This window comes from Rhizobium sp. P2_G9 (genome assembly GCF_056403475.1).
This window is the reverse complement of record NZ_JBFUFK010000025.1, coordinates 51281-72314: the sequence shown is the minus strand read 5'-3', so window position 1 is coordinate 72314 and position 21034 is coordinate 51281. Positions and strand designations below refer to the sequence as shown.

General features: G+C 59.5%; 21 protein-coding genes. 15 read left to right on the top strand and 6 right to left on the bottom strand.

Going from position 1 to position 21034, the window contains the following annotated elements; all coding sequences use genetic code 11:
* Positions 1-32 precede the first annotated feature (32 nt).
* The 3 genes from AC1DYF_RS20900 to AC1DYF_RS20890 all read left to right on the top strand — a co-directional run bounded on the left by AC1DYF_RS20900 (position 33) and on the right by AC1DYF_RS20890 (position 2594).
* Positions 33-899: a LysR family transcriptional regulator gene (locus AC1DYF_RS20900; RefSeq protein ID WP_477878712.1), complete on the top strand. Its 867-nt coding sequence runs from the start codon at positions 33-35 to the stop codon at positions 897-899.
* Positions 900-1127: 228 nt separating this feature from the next.
* On the top strand, positions 1128-1769 hold the full coding sequence (locus AC1DYF_RS20895) for a DUF1326 domain-containing protein (protein ID WP_477878683.1): 642 nt from the start codon (positions 1128-1130) through the stop codon (positions 1767-1769).
* A gap of 9 nt (positions 1770-1778) precedes the next feature.
* A complete protein-coding gene (locus AC1DYF_RS20890) occupies positions 1779-2594 on the top strand; it encodes a DUF2182 domain-containing protein (protein ID WP_477878682.1) in 816 nt (271 codons plus the stop codon).
* A 209-nt stretch (positions 2595-2803) separates the two neighbouring features.
* Here AC1DYF_RS20890 and AC1DYF_RS20885 read toward each other — a convergent pair whose 3' ends face one another.
* The gene (locus tag AC1DYF_RS20885; protein ID WP_477878681.1) at positions 2804-3016 is read right to left on the bottom strand and encodes a DUF1127 domain-containing protein; all 213 of its coding nucleotides are present in this window, start codon (positions 3014-3016) and stop codon (positions 2804-2806) included.
* Between the two features lie 93 nt (positions 3017-3109).
* Between AC1DYF_RS20885 and AC1DYF_RS20880 the strand changes: the two genes are divergently transcribed.
* From AC1DYF_RS20880 to AC1DYF_RS20870, 3 genes are all read left to right on the top strand, one after another.
* Complete coding sequence (locus tag AC1DYF_RS20880) at positions 3110-3985, top strand: LysR family transcriptional regulator (RefSeq protein WP_477878680.1); 876 nt, start codon at positions 3110-3112, stop codon at positions 3983-3985.
* Positions 3986-4109: 124 nt separating this feature from the next.
* Positions 4110-4814 (top strand): NAD-dependent epimerase/dehydratase family protein, encoded by a 705-nt coding sequence (locus AC1DYF_RS20875; protein ID WP_477878679.1) that lies wholly within the window; start codon positions 4110-4112, stop codon positions 4812-4814.
* Positions 4815-5185: 371 nt separating this feature from the next.
* Positions 5186-5413, top strand: coding sequence for a hypothetical protein (locus tag AC1DYF_RS20870; protein WP_477878678.1), 228 nt, complete (start codon positions 5186-5188; stop codon positions 5411-5413).
* Between the two features lie 195 nt (positions 5414-5608).
* Here the strand turns inward: AC1DYF_RS20870 and AC1DYF_RS20865 are convergent, their stop codons facing one another.
* Positions 5609-5773, bottom strand: coding sequence for a hypothetical protein (locus tag AC1DYF_RS20865; protein WP_477679898.1), 165 nt, complete (start codon positions 5771-5773; stop codon positions 5609-5611).
* 266 nt (positions 5774-6039) lie between these two features.
* Between AC1DYF_RS20865 and AC1DYF_RS20860 the strand changes: the two genes are divergently transcribed.
* The 3 genes from AC1DYF_RS20860 to AC1DYF_RS20850 all read left to right on the top strand — a co-directional run bounded on the left by AC1DYF_RS20860 (position 6040) and on the right by AC1DYF_RS20850 (position 7574).
* Complete coding sequence (locus AC1DYF_RS20860) at positions 6040-6438, top strand: DUF1236 domain-containing protein (RefSeq protein WP_477878677.1); 399 nt, start codon at positions 6040-6042, stop codon at positions 6436-6438.
* Positions 6439-6496: 58 nt separating this feature from the next.
* Positions 6497-7186 (top strand): calcium-binding protein, encoded by a 690-nt coding sequence (locus AC1DYF_RS20855; RefSeq protein ID WP_477878676.1) that lies wholly within the window; start codon positions 6497-6499, stop codon positions 7184-7186.
* A 97-nt stretch (positions 7187-7283) separates the two neighbouring features.
* Positions 7284-7574: a DUF1236 domain-containing protein gene (locus AC1DYF_RS20850; protein ID WP_477878675.1), complete on the top strand. Its 291-nt coding sequence runs from the start codon at positions 7284-7286 to the stop codon at positions 7572-7574.
* A 108-nt stretch (positions 7575-7682) separates the two neighbouring features.
* Here the strand turns inward: AC1DYF_RS20850 and AC1DYF_RS20845 are convergent, their stop codons facing one another.
* Entirely contained in the window at positions 7683-8408 is a 726-nt protein-coding gene (locus AC1DYF_RS20845) for a helix-turn-helix domain-containing protein (protein WP_477878674.1), read from the bottom strand.
* Between the two features lie 105 nt (positions 8409-8513).
* On the opposite strand from AC1DYF_RS20845, the gene AC1DYF_RS20840 reads away from it, so the two are divergent.
* Positions 8514-9446 (top strand): DMT family transporter, encoded by a 933-nt coding sequence (locus tag AC1DYF_RS20840; protein WP_477878673.1) that lies wholly within the window; start codon positions 8514-8516, stop codon positions 9444-9446.
* A 122-nt stretch (positions 9447-9568) separates the two neighbouring features.
* Here AC1DYF_RS20840 and AC1DYF_RS20835 read toward each other — a convergent pair whose 3' ends face one another.
* The 3 genes from AC1DYF_RS20835 to AC1DYF_RS20825 all read right to left on the bottom strand — a co-directional run bounded on the left by AC1DYF_RS20835 (position 9569) and on the right by AC1DYF_RS20825 (position 13357).
* Positions 9569-10675 (bottom strand): calcium-binding protein, encoded by a 1107-nt coding sequence (locus tag AC1DYF_RS20835; protein ID WP_477878672.1) that lies wholly within the window; start codon positions 10673-10675, stop codon positions 9569-9571.
* A 132-nt stretch (positions 10676-10807) separates the two neighbouring features.
* Positions 10808-11983, bottom strand: coding sequence for a calcium-binding protein (locus AC1DYF_RS20830; protein WP_477878671.1), 1176 nt, complete (start codon positions 11981-11983; stop codon positions 10808-10810).
* A 150-nt stretch (positions 11984-12133) separates the two neighbouring features.
* Entirely contained in the window at positions 12134-13357 is a 1224-nt protein-coding gene (locus AC1DYF_RS20825) for a calcium-binding protein (RefSeq protein ID WP_477878670.1), read from the bottom strand.
* A 494-nt stretch (positions 13358-13851) separates the two neighbouring features.
* Between AC1DYF_RS20825 and AC1DYF_RS20820 the strand changes: the two genes are divergently transcribed.
* From AC1DYF_RS20820 to AC1DYF_RS20800, 5 genes are all read left to right on the top strand, one after another.
* Entirely contained in the window at positions 13852-14829 is a 978-nt protein-coding gene (locus AC1DYF_RS20820; RefSeq protein ID WP_477878669.1) for a helix-turn-helix domain-containing protein, read from the top strand.
* Between the two features lie 85 nt (positions 14830-14914).
* Positions 14915-15589, top strand: a complete 675-nt coding sequence (locus AC1DYF_RS20815) for a response regulator (RefSeq protein ID WP_477878668.1) — start codon at positions 14915-14917, stop codon at positions 15587-15589.
* On the top strand, positions 15590-16984 hold the full coding sequence (locus tag AC1DYF_RS20810) for a sensor histidine kinase (protein WP_477878667.1): 1395 nt from the start codon (positions 15590-15592) through the stop codon (positions 16982-16984).
* A 102-nt stretch (positions 16985-17086) separates the two neighbouring features.
* Positions 17087-17236 (top strand): hypothetical protein, encoded by a 150-nt coding sequence (locus tag AC1DYF_RS20805; RefSeq protein WP_477878666.1) that lies wholly within the window; start codon positions 17087-17089, stop codon positions 17234-17236.
* Positions 17226-20984: a hypothetical protein gene (locus tag AC1DYF_RS20800; RefSeq protein WP_477878665.1), complete on the top strand. Its 3759-nt coding sequence runs from the start codon at positions 17226-17228 to the stop codon at positions 20982-20984. The genes AC1DYF_RS20805 and AC1DYF_RS20800 overlap by 11 nt, the downstream gene beginning before the upstream one ends.
* Positions 20985-21034: the final 50 nt, after the last annotated feature.

Below are 21034 nucleotides of genomic sequence, written 5' to 3'. Positions count from 1 at the left end.
GCAGATGTGTGAAAATTCCCTATTGTCTCACAATGGATGGGAAGGAATTCACACATATGGACTGGGACGACTTGCGCCATTTCCTGGCGCTTGCCCAGGCGGGAACGTTCCTCGGCGCGGCCAAACAGATCGGCGTCGAGCACGCGACGATCAGCCGGCGCGTCGCCTCGCTTGAAGGTAGGCTGGGGCGCAAGCTCATCGACCGCCGCGGGCGGCGCGTCAGCCTGACCGCCGACGGAGAGCAGGTTGCCAAGCATGCGGCGCTTGTCGCCTTGCAGACCGCCGCGATCGAACAGCTTGGCCGCAGCAGCGCCACAGAGATGCAGGGCCATGTCAGGATCAGCGCCCCTCCCGCTCTGTCGAGCGTGCTGGTGGCGAGACCTGTCGTCGCCATCAGGCAGGCCCATCCGGGCATAGAGATCACGCTTGTCGGCGAGAAGCGGCTCGCCTCGCTCAATCGGCGGGAGGCCGACATTGCGGTGCGGCTGTCGCGGCCGGAAGAAGGCGACTATGCCATCACCAAGCTCGGAGAGATCGCTTTCCACCTCTACGCATCGAGGTCCTATCTTGAGGCCGTTCCGCCATCCGAATGGACCTTCATCGGCTACGACGAGAGCATGAGTGCTTCGCCACAGCAGGCACGTCTCATCGAACTTGCGGCCGGCCGGCCGATCGCGGTGAAATCATCCGTTCTGGAATTCCAGGCCGCAACCGCCAAGCTTGGCGGTGGTGTCGTCCTGCTGCCCGATTTCGCCGTGGCGGACACGGATGGTCTCGTACGGATCAAGGACGACAACCCGCTGAGACGGGAAGTTTGGCTGGTGGTTCACGCGGAGATCAAGGACCTGCCGGCGGTTCGCACCGTCATGGAGGCGTTGAAAAGCACCTTCGGAAGATAGTTTGCCAACAACCGGGACCGCTCGCGTGCTGCGGACGGCCTGCAATCTATCCGGGGCGAACGGACGTTTCAGATCTCACAACATCCAGAAATAGTCTTCAACGGTGCCGGCCCGATCGGGAATTTACGATCATCGCCGAGGGATGCCGCTTGTTCCACTATCGCGCCGGAAAGATTAGTGATAACTGTATTAGCGGTCATCAAGACCGATTTTCGAGGGGAGACAGTCATGACGCCTTGGGAAATCGACGGGCTGGAAATGGCGAATTGCAATTGCGATTTTGGATGCCCGTGCCAGTTCAATTCACTGCCCACACACGGCAATTGCGAGGCCGCCGTGGGTTTCATCGTGAAGTCAGGCCATCATGGCTCGGTTCGCCTGGACGGCATCAAATTCGCCTTGACGGCGCAATGGCCCGGTCCAATCCATCTCGGCAACGGAACGGTGCAGTTGGTGGTGGATTCGAGCGCCACGCCGGAGCAACGCGACGCGGTGGCGACGATCGTGTCCGGCGGCGACACCGAGGACATGGCGACCATGTTCTGGGTCTTCAGCAAGATGGCGCCGAACAAGCTCGAAATACTGTCCAAGCCGATCGACGCTGAGATCGATATGGATGGGCGAACAGGACATGTCCGGGTGCCTGACGTCTTCGATCTGACGGTCGAGCCGATCCGCAATCCGGTGACGGGCGCCGAACATCGGGCACGCATCAACCTGCCGCACGGCTTCGAATACCGCGTCGCCGAAATGGCCAGTGGCACGACGCGCACCTCTGGTGCGATTTCGCTCGAGAAGAGCAACAACACACATGCACATATCTGCCGGATATATATGAACGGCCAAGGCGTTATCGATCACGCAGCCTGAGGTCGGACCGTGGACCAGTCGGGTGTCGAACGCATCCTTACCCGTGACCGCCTGATTGTCATCGCGGCGCTCTTGGTTGGCGTCACCCTTTCAGCCTGGTTCATCCTTGAAGGCGGTGGAACGGGCATGTCCGCGATCGGCATGTCCTTGCAAACCGGACCGGCAGGCGCGCTCCTCTCCGGTGCGCCGGATATGGTCAGCCCCTATGTCTGGACGCTTCGCTACGCTGCTGTCATCTTCTTCATGTGGTGGCTGATGATGGTCGCGATGATGCTGCCGAGCGCCTCGCCCGTCGTCCTTCTCTATGGGGCTCTCCATCGTCACCGCGGCGCCCTGGGGGCACTTGAATTTCTCTCCGGCTATCTCTCCGTATGGGCGGTGTTCAGCCTGGCGGCGACGCTGATACAGGGCGTGCTCGCGGCAAGCGGGCTGATATCGGCGATGTATATGAACCTCGCGACCACCACGCTGGCGGCGGTGGTCCTGATCGGCGCCGGTCTCTATCAACTGACTCCGGTGAAAGCCGCCTGCCTGGCGCACTGTCGCGGCCCGGTCGAGGCGCTGACGCATCATCGACGGACCGGGCGTGCGGCAGCATTCCGCATGGGACTTGTCCACGGCCGCTATTGCCTCGGCTGCTGCTGGGCCCTGATGGCGTTGTTGTTCGTTGGCGGCATTATGAACATCTGGTGGATCGTCGCCATCACGCTCTATGTCGCCGTGGAGAAACTGGCGCCCGGCGGAAGGCGGCTGTCACAGTTGATGGCGGCCGTGCTTCTTGTCGCCGGGCTGTCTCTGCTGGTGAAAACGGCAAGCGGCTTCTGACGAAACCATCTACTCCACGCCGTGATCCCTTTCTACTGGGCCAGGATAGGTCCCTTCTTCGCTTGCCAAGCCGACAATCCAAGCTTGGCGCGCTCGTTGTTGATGGAATCGATGTACATGGCCTGGATTACACTATCGAAGACGACTGCAGCTGGGACACGCTGGTCGGCAGCTTCGCGCCGGGAACGGACTTTGCCGCGAGCGGGCTTTCAGTTGGCGTCCCAGAACCATGACCTGGAAGAGTGTTCTCGTAGTTCCGCACGAATGACGCCGATGTCCTTGAGCTGGTCGTCGGAGAGATCGGTCAGGCGGGGCAATCTTCTTCCCCGCCGATTGCGGATCCGGACGGCAATGGCACAGATGGCGCGAATGCCTTTTGATAGCTTCCGGACCATTTGAGTGCTTTCCAAATCCAACGCCATGTCAGCCCCCGTTTCGCAACAGAGTGGAAATATCACTGGCCGAAGCCAGAGACATCCCTTATGGATTAAATGCAATTCATAAGGATATCTTTGGTGTTGAATCTCGACCACATCGCAACGTTTTTGGCTGTCGCGGAACTTGGAAGCTTCACCGCAGCTTCACAACGGATCGGCCTGACGCAGCCGGCGGTGAGTCTGCAGATCAAGCTCCTGGAGCAGCGGCTGGGCGTGAAGCTCATCGAGCGCATCGGCCGACGTGCGCAGCCGTCGCCGGCAGGGCTTGATTTTGTCGTCCATGCGAGACGGATTCTCAGTGAATGCTCCGCAGCTGAAGACGCGATGGCTCCCTATCGCGACGGTGGCGTTGGTCGCGTGAGGATCGGCAGCGGCGGCACCGCGTCCATCCATCTTCTTCCGCGCGCCGTCGCCGCAGCCAAGCAGCGGATGCCGGGCCTGGAAATTGTCGTTCGGATCGGCAACACCGATGAGATATTGCGCGACCTAGAGATGAACACGCTCGATCTCGCCGTGGTCACCCTTCCCGCATCCGGCCGATCCCTGGATATCGACCCCTTTTACGTCGAGCAGTTTCTCGCCGTCGCACCCGAGGGAAGCCAGATGCCGGAAGGCGGGCCGGACGCGGCATTTTTAGCCGACAAGACACTGATGCTTTACGACGGCGGCAACACCCGCGCGGCCACGGACGCCTGGTTCACAGCAGCGGGAATCCGACCTGAACCGAAGATGGAATTTGGAAGCGTGGAAGCGATAAAGGGGCTTGTCTCCGCGGGATTGGGATGGTCCTTGCTTCCTGCCATGGCTCTCAGGCCGGAACGAGCCCATGGTTTGAGGACGTCACCGGTAAGCCCCACATTGACGCGACAGTTGGGCCTGGCAATTCGTCGAGACAAACATCTGACACGTGGGCTGCGCGAGATCATCAAACAGTTGCGCGAGCATCAGCAGTGATACGTCATCCTGTGCAGGCTTGCGAGTGACAGGCGCAAGCGCCGGCACGCTTGAGCCCAAATTGAAATGCTCTCCGTGAAAGGCCATATGCCCAGGCCGAGACGAAGAATTGGGGGAATCCGCAATGGCAGACACCGTCTTTTTGGCCGGCGCCACGGGCGCGATTGGACGCAAGTTGCTGCCGATGCTCGTGCAGGCAGGTTTTGCGGTTTATGGCACGACGCGAAAACCTGACCGCCAGGACGGCATTCGCCAAGCCTGCGCGATCCCGGTGGTTGTCGATGTCTTCGATACCGAGGCACTGAAAACGGCGGTGGCCATGGCGAAGCCGCGGATCATCATCCATCAGTTGACCGACTTGCCCTTCGGCCTCGACCCAGCGCAGATGGAAGAAGGCCGTCGCCGCAATGCACGCCTCAGAGAAATCGGCACGAAAAACCTGGTCGACGCCGCCGTTGCGGCCGGTGCGGAAAGAATGATCGCGCAAAGCATCGCCTGGGTCTATCAGCCGGCGGCCCCATCGATCACGGAAGAGATGCCGCTGCAGGAAAGTGCTGCCGCAGTCCGGACGCTGGAGCAGCTGACGCTTGAAACAGTTGGTATTGCCGGCACGGTCCTGCGCTATGGCCTGCTTTACGGGCCGGAAACAGGCAGCGACGCGCCGTCCGGTTCGACAGTGCCGCATGTCGACGATGCAGCGCGCGCCGCATTGCTGGCGGCGAAAGCGACGGTTTTCGGCACCTTCAACATCGTCGACGACGGGGGCCCGGTCTCCAACGCCAAAGCAAAATTCATGCTTGCCTGGTCTCCTGTCAGGCACGAGGTGTGACTGGAAATATCCCACGCGATTTCCAGGATTCGCTCAGATCGCTTGCTCGCCGCGCCGTGCGCAGAGCGTCGAGCGACGGCGGTTCGTTTCCGTGCCCCAACAGAAGCGGCCTTTTTGCAACGGGGGCAATTTCTCGCTTACACGCTGGAACGCGAGGGGTCGTCGGTCGTTCAGGCATGGGGCTGGCTTCACGGTCGATGCTTTTCAGGCTCGTTACCCAACCGCCGAGGCGGCCCCACCTCTCTCGATCTCCACGTCAATTTCTCGAAAACAGCCCGGCTTCGTCTGCAATTCCGCGGAAAATAGGTCACGGGCAAAGCGCTCGTGGAACTCGCCATTTCCGACATCGTTGTTGGTCTCAGGAGGCCGTTATGAACCCACCACGACACCTGATGCCTTATGAAGACCGCCTGATGGACTGCGAGGACGCGATCGAAGACCGCTTCCTGGAAATGGTCGACGAAGCCTGTGAGAACGGCTGGAACGCGGCGGAGATTGCGCTCGCGCTCACCAATCTGGCCGATAATCTGATCCTGAAGCTGATGGCCAATGAGGAAACCGTCAGGAAGATGGTCGATCTCAAATTCAAACCGCATTAAGGGCTGGCGATTTCGAACTGCGTGAAAAGCATTCGCAATCGGGCCGGTGTTTGGCGGCAGGAATTGCCCCGGCCCTCCGCGACTATGCAGGAGCCGGGTGAATGTCCGTGCTTGGCGGGCAAATGTGACCTGTTGCCAGGCAGATATTTCCGTGCAGCCATTAAGACATGATCAACCGACCATGGCCGAGACGCATTACCGTTCTGCGGTGATTTGATAGGCATCCGCCGCCTTCGGAGAAAATCCTATGCTGGCCGTACCGAGCAACAGACAGGCGACGCCGAGCGCGGTCAGAACAACGGTGACCGCGACGGGTAGAAGCTGCGCTTCAGCGGGCGAATACTTGTACTTTCTCTCCATGTCACTGTCTCCTGCCCGGTCATGTCAGGGATACAAATGCCCATTTGAATCGGTTTGTTCCGCGCCGTCGAAATACGCGGCGGACTGGCAGTAGACACGCATCGTTGAGAAATAAAACCGGGAGTAGAGGTGATGATCTATTCTGATAAAACGCTGACAACATGCTGAAAAATTATAATTATTAGCAAATTAAAATATTTTAGGAACTTCTGTTCTCCTTTGACTGTTCGTTGGCATCGGTAAGCCGATACGAAAGGAGAAAAATCATGAAAGCCACGATCCTCGCTGCGATCGTCGGAGCGTTGTCGGCCTGTACTTTTGCTTATGCAGGCGACAACAGCGGCAAGGTCACCGGCATGGTCGGCGGCGCTGCCACAGGTGCCGTCATCGGCGGTCCCATGGGCGCTGTGATCGGCGGAGCTGTCGGCCTTACGGCCGGCGCCGCCCTCGATCCGCCGCCGGACCGGGTCGTTACCTATGTTCAGGAACAGCCCGCCGACAGCAGTGTCATCGTCAAGGAGCGAATCCGCGTCGGTCATGCCCTGCCTGCACATATCACACTAACACCGGTTCCCGAAGACAATCGGTATGCCTATGTCGTGGTCAACAACCATCGCGTGATCGTCAACCCGAAAAACCACATCGTGGTCCGGGTCATGAACTGATTTTCCAAGGGCGGCTAAGCCCCGCCGTTTTTCATCCTAAAATCAAGGAGACATATCAATGGTCAAGGCGACCTTCACCAGCCAGCTGGATTACAATTCCCTCGATCGGTTTTTTGACGAAAGCTCGCTTGAGCTCAGAAACGAGCGTTCCGGCAAGGCTGTCTATGTCGACACCGAATCCCACAATAAGATTGTCCTGGAAGGTTCGAACTTCTCTTATGACGGCGATGCCCTGGTCGGCGGCACGATCAGCGACATCACCTTCCAGGACAGGCAAGGCGACGTCTATGCGGCGATCAGCGATGCCGACTACGACGCGGCAAAGCTGCAGACGACTCTCGTCAACAAGGGCTTCGACGGCATGCTCAATTTTGCGTTTCGCGGCGACGACATGCTGAACGGTTCGTCCGCCCGCGACTGGCTGTGGGGTGGGCACGGCGATGACGTGCTCAAAGGGCATGGCGGCCGCGACCTTCTGGATGGCGACACCGGCGACGACCGACTGACCGGCGGCCATGGCTCCGATATCTTCGTCTTCCACAAGAATGACGGCAACGACACGATCACGGATTTCGACGCGGACGGTGGCAGCAGGCACCAGGACTATGTCGGTGTGGACTCGATGACCGACTTTACCATCCACAAGTCAGGCCAAGACACTGTCATCGACTTCGATGACGGCCACAGCGTGACGCTGCTGGATGTTCAGCGCTCGCATGTGAGCGACGCCGACTTCCAATTGGTTTGAAAATGCGGGGGCGCTGCTGGCGCCCCGGCCCAGCCAATAACGGCCCAGAGCCGGAACGATCCGCCTGGCGCCACAGACAATCCAAGGAGTATTCATCATGAAAGCCAAACTTCTGGCCGCCGCCGGCCTCTCGCTCGCACTTGCCTCAACCTACGCTTATGCCGGCGAGACAGTAGTCATCCCCGACACGGTCACCCACTACGTGACCGAACAGCCCCTCGACGAGGGCACGGTGGTCGAAGGCGATGTCGACGCTGGCACCGCCCTGCCCGACTCGGTCGTCATCAAAAATGTACCGGACAACGACAGCTATTCTTATGCGGTCGTGAACAAGCACCGCGTCATTGTCGAACCGAAGACCCGTAAGGTCATCAGGATCGTCCAGTAATCCCTCCCATCAGAGGAAATCGAGATTATGTCGGCCCGGGGCTTGCATCCCGGGCCGCATTTGCTGGCAAGCTCGATAATGATCCTCGCTTGCCGGGTGCGTTGCCGGCTACACCAATGCGTCAGCCTCAATGCCCAGTTCATCGCAGAAGAAGCGAGCGCCAGCGGATGTCACGGTGATGGTACGGCGCTTCGAACCCGGAACCAGATATCCCCGGTCCAGCATCATTTCCGTCAGCTTGGCGCCGAGATAGCCGCCAAGATGATTGCGCCTTTCCGTCCAATCCAGGCAAAGCCTCACCCGCGCTCTCTGTTTTGACGGCGGCGGCAGCGGATGTTGCGCATGCCGCTCGAACCAGGCTTGGCCTGCCTCGCTGAAATCGAGACCATCGGGCTTGAGCACCAGCAGGTTTCGCTCCGAAAGACGATCGAGCAGCCTCACCCCGAGCCTCCCTGCAAGATGATCATAGCAAAGTCGCGCATGGCACAGAGCAGCATCGTGCCGGACCCGGTGAACAGGAGGGCTCGCCCAATTGGACAAGCTTTCGATGATCTCGGCGATTTCTCCAGACGCCAGGCGATAGAAGCGGTGTCGCCCTTGCCTCTCAACGGCCAGCAGTCCGCCATCGACCAGTTGGGCAAGGTGCGGGCTTGCCGCCTGTGGCGAAGCGCCTGCCAGGAAGGCCAGTTCCCCCGCGGGCCGTGTCGTGCCGTCACTCAAGACCATAAGGATCGCCGCCCGCACGGGGTCACCGATCAGGGCACCCAGTTCGGCCAGCGAAACCGGGGAGATGTTTTTCTCAGGCGAAGCTGAATGTGCAGGAATAGCGGTCATGCCATCGTTATAGATGCAAGCACAGGCTCGATGCTAAAGGAATTTCTGAAACATCGCGGGCGCGGATGGGATCAAACTTGCAGGCATCACAACAAGGATGCAGCGATGACGGCTCCCATGAAAATGCAAGGCTTTGATATCGTCCGAGGCATAGCTCTCCTCGTCCTTTCGGCCGTGGCGTTCAGCTCGGCAGGCTTTTTTACCCGCAAAGCGCCCATCGATCTCTGGGCGATGATTTTCTGGCGGAATTTCTTCGGCACGATTGCCCTTGCCTTCGTGGTTGCTCTTACCTCGCGCGGCTCCCGTGGCCAACGATGGAAAATCGGCCGTCAGCAATTGGCTGTCATCGCCTTCAGCAGCTTCGGCACGGTCACCTATCTTGCGGCATTCAAATATACTGCTGTCGCCAATATCTCGATCATATATGCAGCCGCGCCTCTCATGACCGCCGCGATCGCCTGGGTTTGGCGGCATGAAAGAATGGCTCGGAAAACCCTGATAGCGTCCATGATTGCGTTGCTGGGCGTAAGTCTTACCGTCTTCCACTCGCTCGAGGTCGGAACAAGCTTTGGCGACGCACTCGCTCTTTTGATGACGCTCTCTCTTTCTCTGATGACCGTGGCCGCTCGCGGCAGCGACGTGCCGGCGCTGGTGATGTCATTGCTCGCCTCGGCGACGGCTGGTCTCATCGTTCTGCCGCTCGGCCATATGCAGGGCGCGAATTTTTCCATAACGGCAGCGGATGCGTTCTGGCTGGCGGGATTCGGCGTCGCCACGATGGCGATCGCACTGCCCTGCTATCTCGCCGGCGCCTCCCGGGTGGCCGCTGGCCGGGCCATGTTGATCAGCGCACTCGAAATGCCTCTGGCACCGCTCTGGGTGTGGCTTGCATTCGGAGACATTCCAGCTCTCGCCACGGTATTCGGAGGCATCCTGGTTGCCTGCTCGATTTTCTACGATCTGCGGGCGGGCAAAGCCTCGTCTGGCTCGATAGATGGCGCATGGGACCAAGTGGTCCCCCTGCCCCCAGAACGATGATTGCCCCATATCGATCGTTTTCCGCAGGTTCTGCGCGCCACGGGGGTCTTTGCATTTTGACCCCGGGGCTGTTCTCTCATTCTTCAGGAGATTTTTGTTTCGCATGCTGCCGACCTTCGGCATCAACTGAAGAGAAAGTCGTCCGCCGTCAGCGTCGTGGAATCAAAGGCGTGCAGGATCAGCTTGTCGTGGCCAAAGGTGATCCAGGTATCTGCGTCATGCTGGCTGATATGGGACTGAAGGCTAGAATAGTTGGTGATCCCCGCAAACTTCAGTATGGCGATATAGTCCGACCCGTGGGTAAAATCGGTGATGGTATCGATGTCGTTGCCCTTTTTGAATTGAAAAGTATCCTGATCGTCGCCACCGGTCAGGGTGTCGTTTCCCTTGCCGCCATTCAGGACATCCAGGCCAGCTTCGCCGTAGAGCGTATCGTTGCCCATACTGCCGGTGATGTGATTGTCCAGCGCATTGCCGTGACCGGTAAGACCACCGGTGCCGAGCAAGATGAGCTGCTCGATATTGTCGCCCAGCGTGTAGTTGACCGTCGATTTTACCGTATCGGTTCCCTGCCCTTCGCTTTCCGAAATATCGATTGCCTGGCTTGAAACAATAAAGGTATCGTTTCCAAGCCCACCTTCGATCTCGCCATGCACAGTTCCGCCGCGTGTATCGACAAGGTCACGGCCACCGGCGAGCAGGATATCTCCGACGATCGTGCCATGATTGACGATTTTCATTTTGTCCGAGGTGTCAAACACCGCCGTTGGGCCGTGGATCTCGCCCTCGTTGATCAGCGTTGTCACGACGGACGCTCCCCCGCGGACATCGAGAGCGGTGTTGTTCCGGCTGGTGATCGTCCCCGAAGAGGTGTTGACGATCGTGCCTCCCGCCGCCATAGCAATCGTGTCGCCGGAACCGGAAGCGATAGAGCCGGAATTCGTCAAATCGATGCTGGTTAATGAATCGATGGCCGCAAATTTCGGGTCGATCGTTCCGTTGTTTATGAGGGACGTGCCGGTCGCCTGATTGATGAGGCCAACATCGCCGGTGAGCTCGCCACCTTTTTCGATCGTGATCTGATTGTCGTTGCCAGCCACCCCAATATCATAGCCGTGCTCGCCTGTCCCGGAGACCGTGCCGGAGATATCTAGCGTATTCGAAGATGCCTCGGGATAAAGCAGGATGACCGGCTCGTCGGTCGCGTCCTTCAGGGTGGCGGTCGCCATGATGATCCAGCTGTCGCCCGCGGTTTTGATTGCCAATTGATCATGGCTGTTCTGCTTGATCGTGTGGGTGGTCATGACGGTTCGCTCATTTTTCAGGGGGGTTTTGGTTTTGCAAGTTGCCGGTCTTCGGCATCAACTGAAGACAAAGTCGTCCGCAGTCAGCGTCGTGGAATTGACGGCGTGCAGGATCAGCTTGTCGCCGTCGCCAAGGGTGATCCAGGTGTCCGAACCGTGCTGGCTGATATGGGACTGGAGGCTCGAATAATCCGTGATCCCGGAGAATTTCAGGATATCGATGTAGTCGGAGCCGTGAACGAAATCGGTAACGGTGTCGACACCGTTGCCTTTGACGAAGACAATATTGTCCTGGTCGGCGCCGCCAGTCAGTATGTCATTGCCTTTTCCGCCATTGAGGAAGTCCAGCCCTGCTCCGCCGGAGAGCGTGTTATTGCCGGCATTGCCGGTGATGTGATTGTCTGAATCGTTGCCTTGCCCGGTGGTGTTGCCCTTGCCGAGCAGGACCAGCGTTTCGATATTCTCGCCGAGAATGTAACTTACGGTCGATTTGACCGTATCGTTGCCGCCGCCACTGCTTTCCACGATGTCGACATTCTGGCTCGACACGAGATAGGTGTCGTTGCCTCCGGATCCATCGACTTCGCCATGCACGGTTCCGCTGCGCGTATCGAGGAAATCATTGCCGTTTCCGAGATAGACGAGGCCCGTGATCTTGCCATGATTGACGATTTTCACACGGCCGTCGTCATTATCGTGCAGGGCGGTCCCCCCAATGATGCTTCCGTCATTGATGATTTTCGTCGCCCCTGAACCGGTGAATTCCAGGCCAAAATTGACGCCCTGGATCACCCCGCCGGCCTTATTGATGACGGTGCTGCCGGCTGCGCTGATAAAGGCGTTTTCCGCGCTTGCCCCAAGAGTTCCGCTATTGACAAAGTGAACGGCGCCGGTGGAATCAAAGCCGATGTCTTTAGCCTCGATAGCACCATCATTCACGTAATGATTTCCGTCCCGGTAATTGGCAATACCTTCAAACCCGGAAATCGAGCCACCCTTTTCGATGGTGATCGCCGTATCCTCGCCGTAGCAGTCCAGACCTACGCCCTTCTCGCCTTTGCCGATCACCTCACCGAATATGTTCAGCGTGTTGGAGTCATCGCCTATGTCGAAGAAAATGGCGGCTTGGTCCTTGACCGCCAGCGTTACACCGGCCTCGATGATCCAGTTGGAATGGGTCGTACTGATCGTCAGTTCCGTGTTGCTGTCGTGCTTGATGCGGTATGTCGGCATGGTGGTCGCCTCCTTAGAAGCCTGAATGGTCTGGTCTTTAGATTTTGCTGAAAGGCAAAGCCGCGGGTCGTGGTGTCCATTCGGACAGCAGGCGCGACTATCGCCTCAAAGGCTTGTAGCGAGATGCGCGTGGGCGGTGCCGGACGATTTCTAGATGTTGAATTCGAAGTCGTCGGCCGTCAGTGTGGTTGCCGTGACATGGTCAAGTACCAGTCTTTGACCCTGATCGAAGTCGATCCATGTGTTCGCCCCATGCTGGGTAATGTGCGAAGATAGATCGGCAAAGCTGCCGTAGCCCTTGWCGCCATCGACGTCGACATAGTCCATGCCCTTGGTGAAGTCGGTGACGGTGTCGATGCCGTTGCCGGTGCGGAAGACAAATCGGTCCGCGTCCAGACCGCCGGTCAACATGTCGGCGCCCTTGCCGCCGTCGAGGTAGTCGACGCCGGCACCGCCATCGAGCGAATTGGCTCCGGCGTTTCCGGTGATGTGATTATCAAGCTCGTTGCCCGTTCCACTCAGGTTGGCTTTGCCGAGCATAACGAGGTTTTCCAACTCATCGCCGAGATGGTAGCTCACCGTCGATTTGACGGTATCGGTGCCACCGTTGGCAAGCTCGGTGATATGCGTCTTCTGGCTGGACACCATATAGATATCGTCGCCTTCAAGCCCGGAAATCTCGCCGCTCAGTTTATTATCGCTGCGGACATCAATCACATCATCGTAATTGCTGAGAATGATATCTCCCGTAATCGAACCGTGATCAACGATCTTGACGGCGTTGCTGTGGTAATGCGCGTCTATCGCCAAATTGGCGGAGCTGATCGTCCCATCGTTGATAATCGTTGCCTTGCCGATGCTGTTGCTATTGGTATCGTCGCCGACAACCACTGCCGCGTTTGAAGCTTTAATCGTCCCAAGCGACAGGTTTTTCATTACGCCGCCAGTAAAGGCGACACCAAAATTTGCGCTTTGTACCAATCCGTTGTTGACAATGGAGCTCGATTCTGTCGCAGCAATCGCATACCCTTTTTCAGACGTGTTATAGATCTTGCCCGAATTGCCGACTGTATTCTCGCCGCCAGCCAGCAATATTGACGCGATGCCCACGCCATGAATCTCCGCATCCTTACCGACCTCGATACTATTGTTGTTTCCATAGACTTGGACCGCGGCATCGCCGGTGGTATCCGCCGCCGATTGCAGAAGGTCGCCGTCGATCGACAGTTTGATGAAACCGACCCCCTCGGGGACCATGATGTCGCTGTAAGCGGAGACAGCGATTTTTACCGAGTTGGGAATATCCCATTCGTCATATTTGCTGCTGAGTGTGAGGGTCTTGGTGAGATTGTGGTCCAAAACATATTTGCTCATTGCGTCCACTTCCTGGAGATCTGGGTTGCCGCCAACGCTCGAAGCAGAGGCGAGATGTGGCGGCGCCTCTATCGGATAAGTTTCTGCTCACACGCCTTCCAATCCTCAGCGGGTTGGCGCTGTGGGCGTAGGAAGCGCTCTGCGAGCAATCATCGTCCTAAGAAGAGCACAATTGGCCCGGTTCATCTTTGCGTTTTCGACCAGGAAGCTTGGCGATTTTGCCCAAAAGCGAGCGGAGAACAGTATATTATCTCAGAAAGCGCCCTGAAGTTGAGCCAAATAGCAGCGAAATAACGCCATTTTTTGAAAACAATTCTTTTGCAACGCGTCTCCGCTTGGAATTATATTTGTATATAAAGTGTAATAATTCCGCTTCGAATTGAAATTCCGCATCTCTGTTCAGAAATATTCCCGCCTACAACGAATATTTACATATCGCCAAAGTCCGCTATATATTGCGGGTCTTAGGTGAAACGCTGTTTTTCTTGGGGCCGATGAAGCAGCCGGACAAATTCGAGTTATCGCTCAAGGAATCGGCGAATATCTCAGTTTTCATGGAGAAACTGGGGGCGGCAACGGGCAGTCGCTACCACATTTTGTCAAGGCGCGATAATGTGCGCCACTTCGCCAGCGCCAGAGGATTGACCGGTCCAGGATTTGGCATGAGCCAGATTTCGTGTGAGGATGGCCTGCGCGCAACCATCAGCGCGTCTCTCATCGGTACGGACGAGGTGCGGATTTATCTGCCCGCCGCCGGCTCGCGGATCGGCATCAGCCAATTCAAGAATGAAAACGTGTCCCGCTTCGGCGAGGCCGTCGTCAGCGTATCTGCTGAGGCATCCAGTATACTTTATGGCGCCTATCAGGAAGATGCGCGGTCGAAGATGACGAGGATCGCCATTTCCCGGGACCTGTTGAAGGACTATGTCAGCAGTTCCGATCTGCTGGTGGGCGGCTTCATCGGCAAGACGAATGGCTATCTGGGCTTGTTTACAAGTTACGTTCAGTCGGCGATGAGAGAGGCCGACGCGCTGGATGCCGCAGGAATGAACGTTGTGTCCCGTCATCTGGTTGAACTGGCCGCTTTAGCCATCGGCGCGAATATGCGCGGCCGGGACGCGGCTCGATCCGGCGCGCTTGCGGGCGCGCGTATCGCCGCGGCCAAAGCATTCATCCTGCGCAATCTCGCAAATCCCGCTTTGAGCGAAGATGCTATCGCGCAGCATGTCCGCATCTCACGCACCCAGTTGCGGCGCGATTTCGAGATGGATGGTGAACCGATTGCGACATTCGTTCGGCGCAAGCGGTTGGAGGAGGCCTTCCGACAGCTAACCGAACCCGCGGGCATGAACCGCAAAGTGATCGACATCGCCTTTCAATGCGGCTTCGACGACGTGACGACTTTCAACCGCGCCTTTCGCCGCCACTTCGGCTTTACGCCGACCGACGCGAGATTTTCCGGGAAGCTTTGAATGGATCATGTGCAAGGCAAGCCATGGTCTCCAACAAAGCTTGTGGGCTTTGCTTCGACGGCGAGAACTCTGATACAAGGTTTGAATGAAACTGCTTCTCGTCGAAGACAATCGAGAGCTCGCTTCCTGGCTCGGCAAAGCGCTGCGCCAGGGGCAATATGCCGTCGATATCGCCCATGACGGCGAAGACGCCGACCAGTTGCTCAAGGTGGCGGACTATGCCGCCGTGGTGCTCGATCTCGGCCTGCCGAAAATGGACGGCATGACCTTGTTGAAGCGGTTGCGCAAAGCCGGCAACAAGGTTCCGGTGATCATCCTCACGGCCAATGCCGGGCTCGATGGGCGCATTGCCGGGCTCGACAGCGGCGCCGATGATTATCTCGCCAAGCCTTTCGAAATTGCCGAACTGGAAGCCCGTCTCAGGGCCGTGATCCGACGCGGCCATGACAGGGCAGCGCCAGAAATCGCCATTGGCGATCTCGTCTTCGACGGCGGCACGCGGCAGTTCGTGCTCGGCGGCGAGCCGCTGGCTTTGACGCCGCGCGAGCATTCCGTGCTTGAACATCTGGTGATGAAGGCCGGCACAACAGTGACGAAGGCGTCGCTTGCGGAAAGCGTCTTCGGCTTCGATGATGCGGCGGACGCCAATGCGATCGAGATCTATGTGCATCGCGTGCGCAAAAAACTCGAGGGCAGCAATGTGCAGATCGCGACCCTGCGCGGTCTCGGCTATCTCCTACGCCAGTCGGCGGGGAAATAGATGCCGATCCGTGATCTCGGCCGTCGTCTCGGACATTTCAGCCAAAGCTTACGCGCCCAATTGTTTGCCTGGGTGACGCTGACGCTGATCGCCGCCATCTGCGTCAACCTCTATCTCAGTTTCCGCTCCGCCGATATCACCGCCAACCTGGTGACCGACCATACCCTGCTCGCCTCCGCACGCGTGATCGCCGAAGCCGTGCATGCGGATGCACGCGGAACCGTGGGTGTTGATATCCCACCCGCTGCACTTGAAATGTTCGACACCGGCTACCGCGATCGCGTCTATTACCAGGTGATCACGGCATGGGGTTCGCTGGTGGCCGGATTTCCCGACCTGCCAAAACCCGGCAAGAACGAGAATGGCGAGGATGCCGTGTTTCATGGCGAGCGCGTCAGGGTCGTGCGGCTCGCCCACCCCGTCGTCGGGTTGAGCCGTGACAGCGACATCTCCGTGACGGTCGCGGTCACCCAGAACAGCCAGCGGGCATTGCGTCAAAGCCTGTGGCTGGCGGATTTCGGCAAACAGCTCATCCTTGTGCTGCTTGCAGGCCTGGTGACGATCTTCGGCCTGCAGCGCGGGCTCGCGCCGGTGCTGAGGCTGCGCGACGCGGTGCGCGAACGCGGCCGGGAACGTCTCGATCCCCTGCCCCCGGACATGGTTCAGACGGAACTCAGGCCACTCGTCGGCGCGTTGAACGATCATATGGAGCGGGTGCAGAACCAGATGGCGGCGCAGCGGCGCTTCGTCGCCAATGCCGCGCATCAGCTGAGAACACCGCTGGCACTGCTCTCCACCCAGGCGAGCGTCGCGGCCCGCGAGGACGATGCCGTCAGGCGCGACGAGGCCCTGCAGGCGCTGCGCGACAGCACCCGCCAGGTGGCACGGCTTGCCAGCCAGTTGCTTACCCTCTCCCGCGCCGAACCCGGCAGCCGCCGGCCGAGGCAGGACCGGATCGAGCTTGTGGAAACCGCGCGCAAGATCCTGGCCGACCATGCCGAGACCGCACTTGCCCAGGAGATAGATCTCGGGCTGGAAGCGGACATGTCCGCGACCGTCGTCGGCGACGCCACCATGCTCAGGGAAATGATCGTCAACCTCGTCGACAATGCCCTGCGCTATACGCCCCCGGGCGGAAGGGTGACCGTCACGGTGTCCCGCCGGGACGGACAGGCTGAACTTCTGGTGGAGGATAGCGGCCCCGGCATTGCGGAATCCGAACGCAGCCAGGTGTTCGAGCGTTTTTACCGGGTGATGGGAACGAAGGCCGAAGGCAGCGGCCTAGGGCTTTCGATCGTCAAGGAGGTCGTCGAGGTCGCCGGCGGCAGCGTCTCGCTCGGAGAGTCGCGGGAGGGCGGTCTGCTGGTGACGGTGCGGTTGCCGGCGGCGGATTGAAGGGATTATGGTGGGTTGGACGTCGTGAGGCCTTCTCCATGGCCCCAGCTTGATCGCCGGATACTTGTCCCTTGCGGCTGATAAGTTGCAAAGCAAATACAAATGCTTGACAGGTTGCGCGGCAAACGCGACTATATTCGACAGGTGACGAGCTGGGGTGGAGTTGCAGTGACGCTGGTGATAATTTTCCTGTCGGGTGCGGTTGTAGCGCCCGCACCCGAAATCGTGCGCGGCCTTATCCATGCCAGCTGATGTCCTGCTCGGTAGCAATGCCGGCGCTGCGATGCGCTTCCGGAATGGCTTGCTTGCCGCCATCGAGATTGCGCGCGCCGAATTGACGCTTGCGATCCGTGAATCGCTGGAAACATCACCTGGCGATATCAGTGTTGGCAGGCTCCGGGTCGAACCCATGAGTCCCGGCCCAAGGGCCTTTTACGAGTCTCATCAGGCGACCCAGCACCTCGCCGCCGGTGTGCAGCGGACGCTGCAGCTAGACAACGAGATCAATGCAGTCACTGGCGAGGACCGCACCCAAGGCCAGCGCTCAGAGATCAAGGCGCAGCTCACAGTCGAACTGCCTAAGGCCGCACCAGGCACCTGGCAGCTCTCGATCGACGATGTCATCCATTGGCAAGCCAAGGGCAAGTCACTCGATATCACGCTTGCGAACGGGGTCGAGCTGGCCCTCGCGGCCAACGGCGAGGGCACCAGACTCGAGGTGGCCGCGACCGCCGATGGCGGCATCGAGGCAAAGGTAGCGCCCGGACCGTTGGGCGGCACGGCAGAGCTCTCGCTGCGTTGCACAGGCTTGACACCGACAGCCGACACCGCGGTGCTGTGCTGGCCGGAACAATGGCGCGAGGCGGCCATCGCGCTCGCTGCGGTTCCGGACCGGCGCTATGTTCCGCTCATCGTGGTTCCTCAACTCACCGTGAGCAAGGAAGAGCATCTCGCGCTCTATCGCACCCATCGGTCGATGGTCGACGCAACGCTGGAACGCGCCGGGACGATCAGCATGCGGGACATGGCCGAGGACGAAACCCAGCGGGCAGATCTTGCAGCTGAATCTGCCCAGTCGCGTCGCCTGATAGAAGCACTCGCCCAACGGCGTTCGATCGCCAAGCGCAATCTGATGCTGCGCCATGCGCTGGCGGACCTCGGCATCAGGCGTGCGATCCTTTTGTTCGAGCCTGAAGACGAGCTGGATATAGTCGCGCCGGAAGCGCCTGAAGGCGACGCGTTACCAGCGGCGCGTCCGCAAGTCCTGTCCGAACGTGTCGAGCGTGTCATCCTGCTCCCCGACCAGGGTGCCGGAACGCTCGAAGCCTTCGCGCAGCGTTGCGCGATGGAGCTTGGCGGTGATGCGGCAGCGCGCGGGTGGGTGCATGCGGCGAGCAACAGCGCTGTCGACGTGCTCGCAGCACTGCATGAAGCACGGCTTGCCGGCGCGTTGCTCCAGATCCCGGAGACGCCGCCCGGTCCGCCGAAGGTACGCTCGACCGGGCCTGAACCAAGTGAAAACCACGCCGTGCTGGTCGAAGCGCGCAACGATGCAAGCAGCCTCGTGGGTGCGGTCTACGCCGCCCATCTGGGAACGCGACTTGTCGTGACCCCGCCACCGCGGCTAGGGGCGGTGCGAGAAGCGATCGCCGAGATGCAGCGGCATGCGCAGAAGGATGACCGGCCTTCTGCCAATACGACCGCAAGCGGACCCTTCCGGTGGCTTGGCACGGCAGTGCGGCGTACGTTTTTCAAGGGCGCACGCGCCGACACCCTGTCTTCACTCGAAGATGCGGTTTCTGCCGCAGTGCCGGCGGAGGCATGCCGTGCGGTGGGCAAGGCGCGGCTCACCGCGTTCACGACTGGCCTTCCCTATGGCTTTGTCTCCTTCGAAGGGCAAAGCTGGGCGGAAAAACCGATCGGTCACGTGATCGAGGATGCGGATCTGCAGCTCCTCAGCGACTTCGCAGCGCAGGCCACGCTCGATCCGCTCGCATCGTTCAATCTGGTCATGGGTTCCGGGTTGTTGCAACGCTCCGGTACGGAAGAGATCGGGACCAGCCTCACCGGTCGTTTGAGCGACACTCTGGTGGTTCGTTCGGATTCGGAACCAATCGACCCCGCCTCTATCAATGACCTCTTGAACACGCTGCCGGTCGACTTCGTGTTTTTCAACACGCCTCGCAGCTATGATGGAATTCACTTAGGCCCCTATGAACTACGTGCTTCCGCCATCCCGCAATGGAGCGAGCTATACCGGCGGCCCATAGTGCTCAACAATTCGTCCCTGTCCTGGACGAATATGAGCCGTCAGTTCGTGCGGATCGGCGCGCGCGCCTATGCCACTACATTGTGGGACGTGGACGCCTACGATGCCGCGAAGATCGGCGCGTCGCTGATAACGCGCCTTGCCCGGGGAGGCCAGCCGCTGAGCGAGATGCTTGCGCGCGGCGGCCAGGAAACTGCGCGCGCCTATATCGGCATCGGAACTGCGCTTGCGCGATATGCCGGCCGGGCCGGCGACCGCGCCGCTGGCAGCAGTACCGCGGCCGTCGCTCAGCTAGAACGCATGCTGACGGCAGTTCGCATCGCACGTAGCACGATCGAAGACGGTGGCATGGCGGCGCGCTTCTATAAGGCTTATCTCGAGGCCCGCCGTGCGCTTGCGGCGGAGCGGGCCTTCGAATGCGGCTTGGCACTCGCCGAACTCATCTGGTGTGAGCTGGAAGAATTCAGGGAAAAGCGACGTTGGTTCAATCCCTCGCCCAAATTCCTGCTGGACGTGGTGGCGGACGGCGAAGCCTTGCTTGCCGCAGCAGAACTTCCTGCCGAGCGCACCAACCCATGGCGCCTGCGCCTGCTGCACTCACGCGGCATGTTGCGATATGCTGTCGGGGCATTTGCGGACGCGGAAGCGGACCTTCTAGCCTGCCTCGATGACGCCTCGCTAGACCCTTGGCTGCAGCGCACGGTCGAGCGTGTGCTGGTTGACAGGATGATCAGCAGCGGCCGCTGGAGCGAGGCGCTGCCGATCGCCCAACGCATGCGCGAGGAGGCTCGTGCGAGCGAAAACACCTACGGTGAGATGCTGGCCTGCGGTCGTATCGCGCAGATCATGAAACGCCTGCGGGGACGGCATGAAGAAGGGATATCGGCTGCACTCGAAGGCGAGCGGCTCGCTGTTGCGCATGGTGATCCCGTAGAGCAATCATCCTTCGCGGTCGATCTGTCGGCACTCTATTTGCTGGCGAAACAGTTCGACAAGGCGGTGGAAGCCGCAGAGCGAGCCTTGCGCTACGCGAACCTTGCCCAATCCGAGATGAGCGAACTGTCAGCTTTTGGCACGCTTGGCCAAGCTTATTTCTACGCCGGTGACTATGGAAAGGCGCGCCACTATGCCGAACGCGGCTTGCAGCGTGCCATCGAACTCGACCTGCCCCAGCGCATCAACGCGTTCCGCGGTGACCTCGCCACGCTTGATGAACGCGAAGGCATTGCCCCGGCGGATAACCTCGCGGAAGACCTCGACGCATTGGAGCAATCCGGCAGTGCGATCCCGGCTGTCACCCGCGCAGAGCATCTGGGGGATTTGATGGCGCGTTCGGCGCGTAGCGGTGACCCGGAGCTTATTGGCCGCGCAACAATCACGCTCCCGGCGCAGCTCAGTACCGATCGTGATGTCGCAGACAGGATCCTCTTCGCGCTCGGCGAACAGTTGCTCATCGCCGTCCGCGACCTGCCGGCAGAGCAGGCCTTCAAGTTCCTATTGGTGGTGAACAACACGGCATCTTCTCTGATCGATGACAAGGCGGATGACCGGTCGTTTTCGGTGGTCACGCGCCTCGGCTATTTTGCCCAATATGCTACCGTGGCACTTGGAGAAGCCTTGCGTGGTGACCGTGAGGAGGCATTGACGGCTGCCGCTGAGGTCGACGAGTTGATGGGCGACACGACGATGACCGAGGCCGTCAATTTCTTCCTGAAGCGATCGGCTCAATAGCTGAAAGGCGCGAGCTGGCGTCTCGCGCCTTTGCAAACGGGCCGTAGGAT

Bases quoted from the DNA above. Each gene is read 5' to 3' on its own strand.
- AC1DYF_RS20900 (WP_477878712.1), top strand. From the start codon at position 33: ATGGATGGGAAGGAATTCACACATATGGACTGGGACGACTTGCGCCAT.
- AC1DYF_RS20895 (WP_477878683.1), top strand. From the start codon at position 1,128: ATGACGCCTTGGGAAATCGACGGGCTGGAAATGGCGAATTGCAATTGC.
- AC1DYF_RS20885 (WP_477878681.1), bottom strand. From the start codon at position 3,016: ATGGCGTTGGATTTGGAAAGCACTCAAATGGTCCGGAAGCTATCAAAA.
- AC1DYF_RS20875 (WP_477878679.1), top strand. From the start codon at position 4,110: ATGGCAGACACCGTCTTTTTGGCCGGCGCCACGGGCGCGATTGGACGC.
- AC1DYF_RS20870 (WP_477878678.1), top strand. From the start codon at position 5,186: ATGAACCCACCACGACACCTGATGCCTTATGAAGACCGCCTGATGGAC.
- AC1DYF_RS20865 (WP_477679898.1), bottom strand. From the start codon at position 5,773: ATGGAGAGAAAGTACAAGTATTCGCCCGCTGAAGCGCAGCTTCTACCC.
- AC1DYF_RS20860 (WP_477878677.1), top strand. From the start codon at position 6,040: ATGAAAGCCACGATCCTCGCTGCGATCGTCGGAGCGTTGTCGGCCTGT.
- AC1DYF_RS20855 (WP_477878676.1), top strand. From the start codon at position 6,497: ATGGTCAAGGCGACCTTCACCAGCCAGCTGGATTACAATTCCCTCGAT.
- AC1DYF_RS20850 (WP_477878675.1), top strand. From the start codon at position 7,284: ATGAAAGCCAAACTTCTGGCCGCCGCCGGCCTCTCGCTCGCACTTGCC.
- AC1DYF_RS20845 (WP_477878674.1), bottom strand. From the start codon at position 8,408: ATGACCGCTATTCCTGCACATTCAGCTTCGCCTGAGAAAAACATCTCC.
- AC1DYF_RS20840 (WP_477878673.1), top strand. From the start codon at position 8,514: ATGACGGCTCCCATGAAAATGCAAGGCTTTGATATCGTCCGAGGCATA.
- AC1DYF_RS20835 (WP_477878672.1), bottom strand. From the start codon at position 10,675: ATGGCGACCGCCACCCTGAAGGACGCGACCGACGAGCCGGTCATCCTG.
- AC1DYF_RS20830 (WP_477878671.1), bottom strand. From the start codon at position 11,983: ATGCCGACATACCGCATCAAGCACGACAGCAACACGGAACTGACGATC.
- AC1DYF_RS20820 (WP_477878669.1), top strand. From the start codon at position 13,852: ATGAAGCAGCCGGACAAATTCGAGTTATCGCTCAAGGAATCGGCGAAT.
- AC1DYF_RS20815 (WP_477878668.1), top strand. From the start codon at position 14,915: ATGAAACTGCTTCTCGTCGAAGACAATCGAGAGCTCGCTTCCTGGCTC.
- AC1DYF_RS20810 (WP_477878667.1), top strand. From the start codon at position 15,590: ATGCCGATCCGTGATCTCGGCCGTCGTCTCGGACATTTCAGCCAAAGC.
- AC1DYF_RS20805 (WP_477878666.1), top strand. From the start codon at position 17,087: ATGCTTGACAGGTTGCGCGGCAAACGCGACTATATTCGACAGGTGACG.
- AC1DYF_RS20800 (WP_477878665.1), top strand. From the start codon at position 17,226: ATGCCAGCTGATGTCCTGCTCGGTAGCAATGCCGGCGCTGCGATGCGC.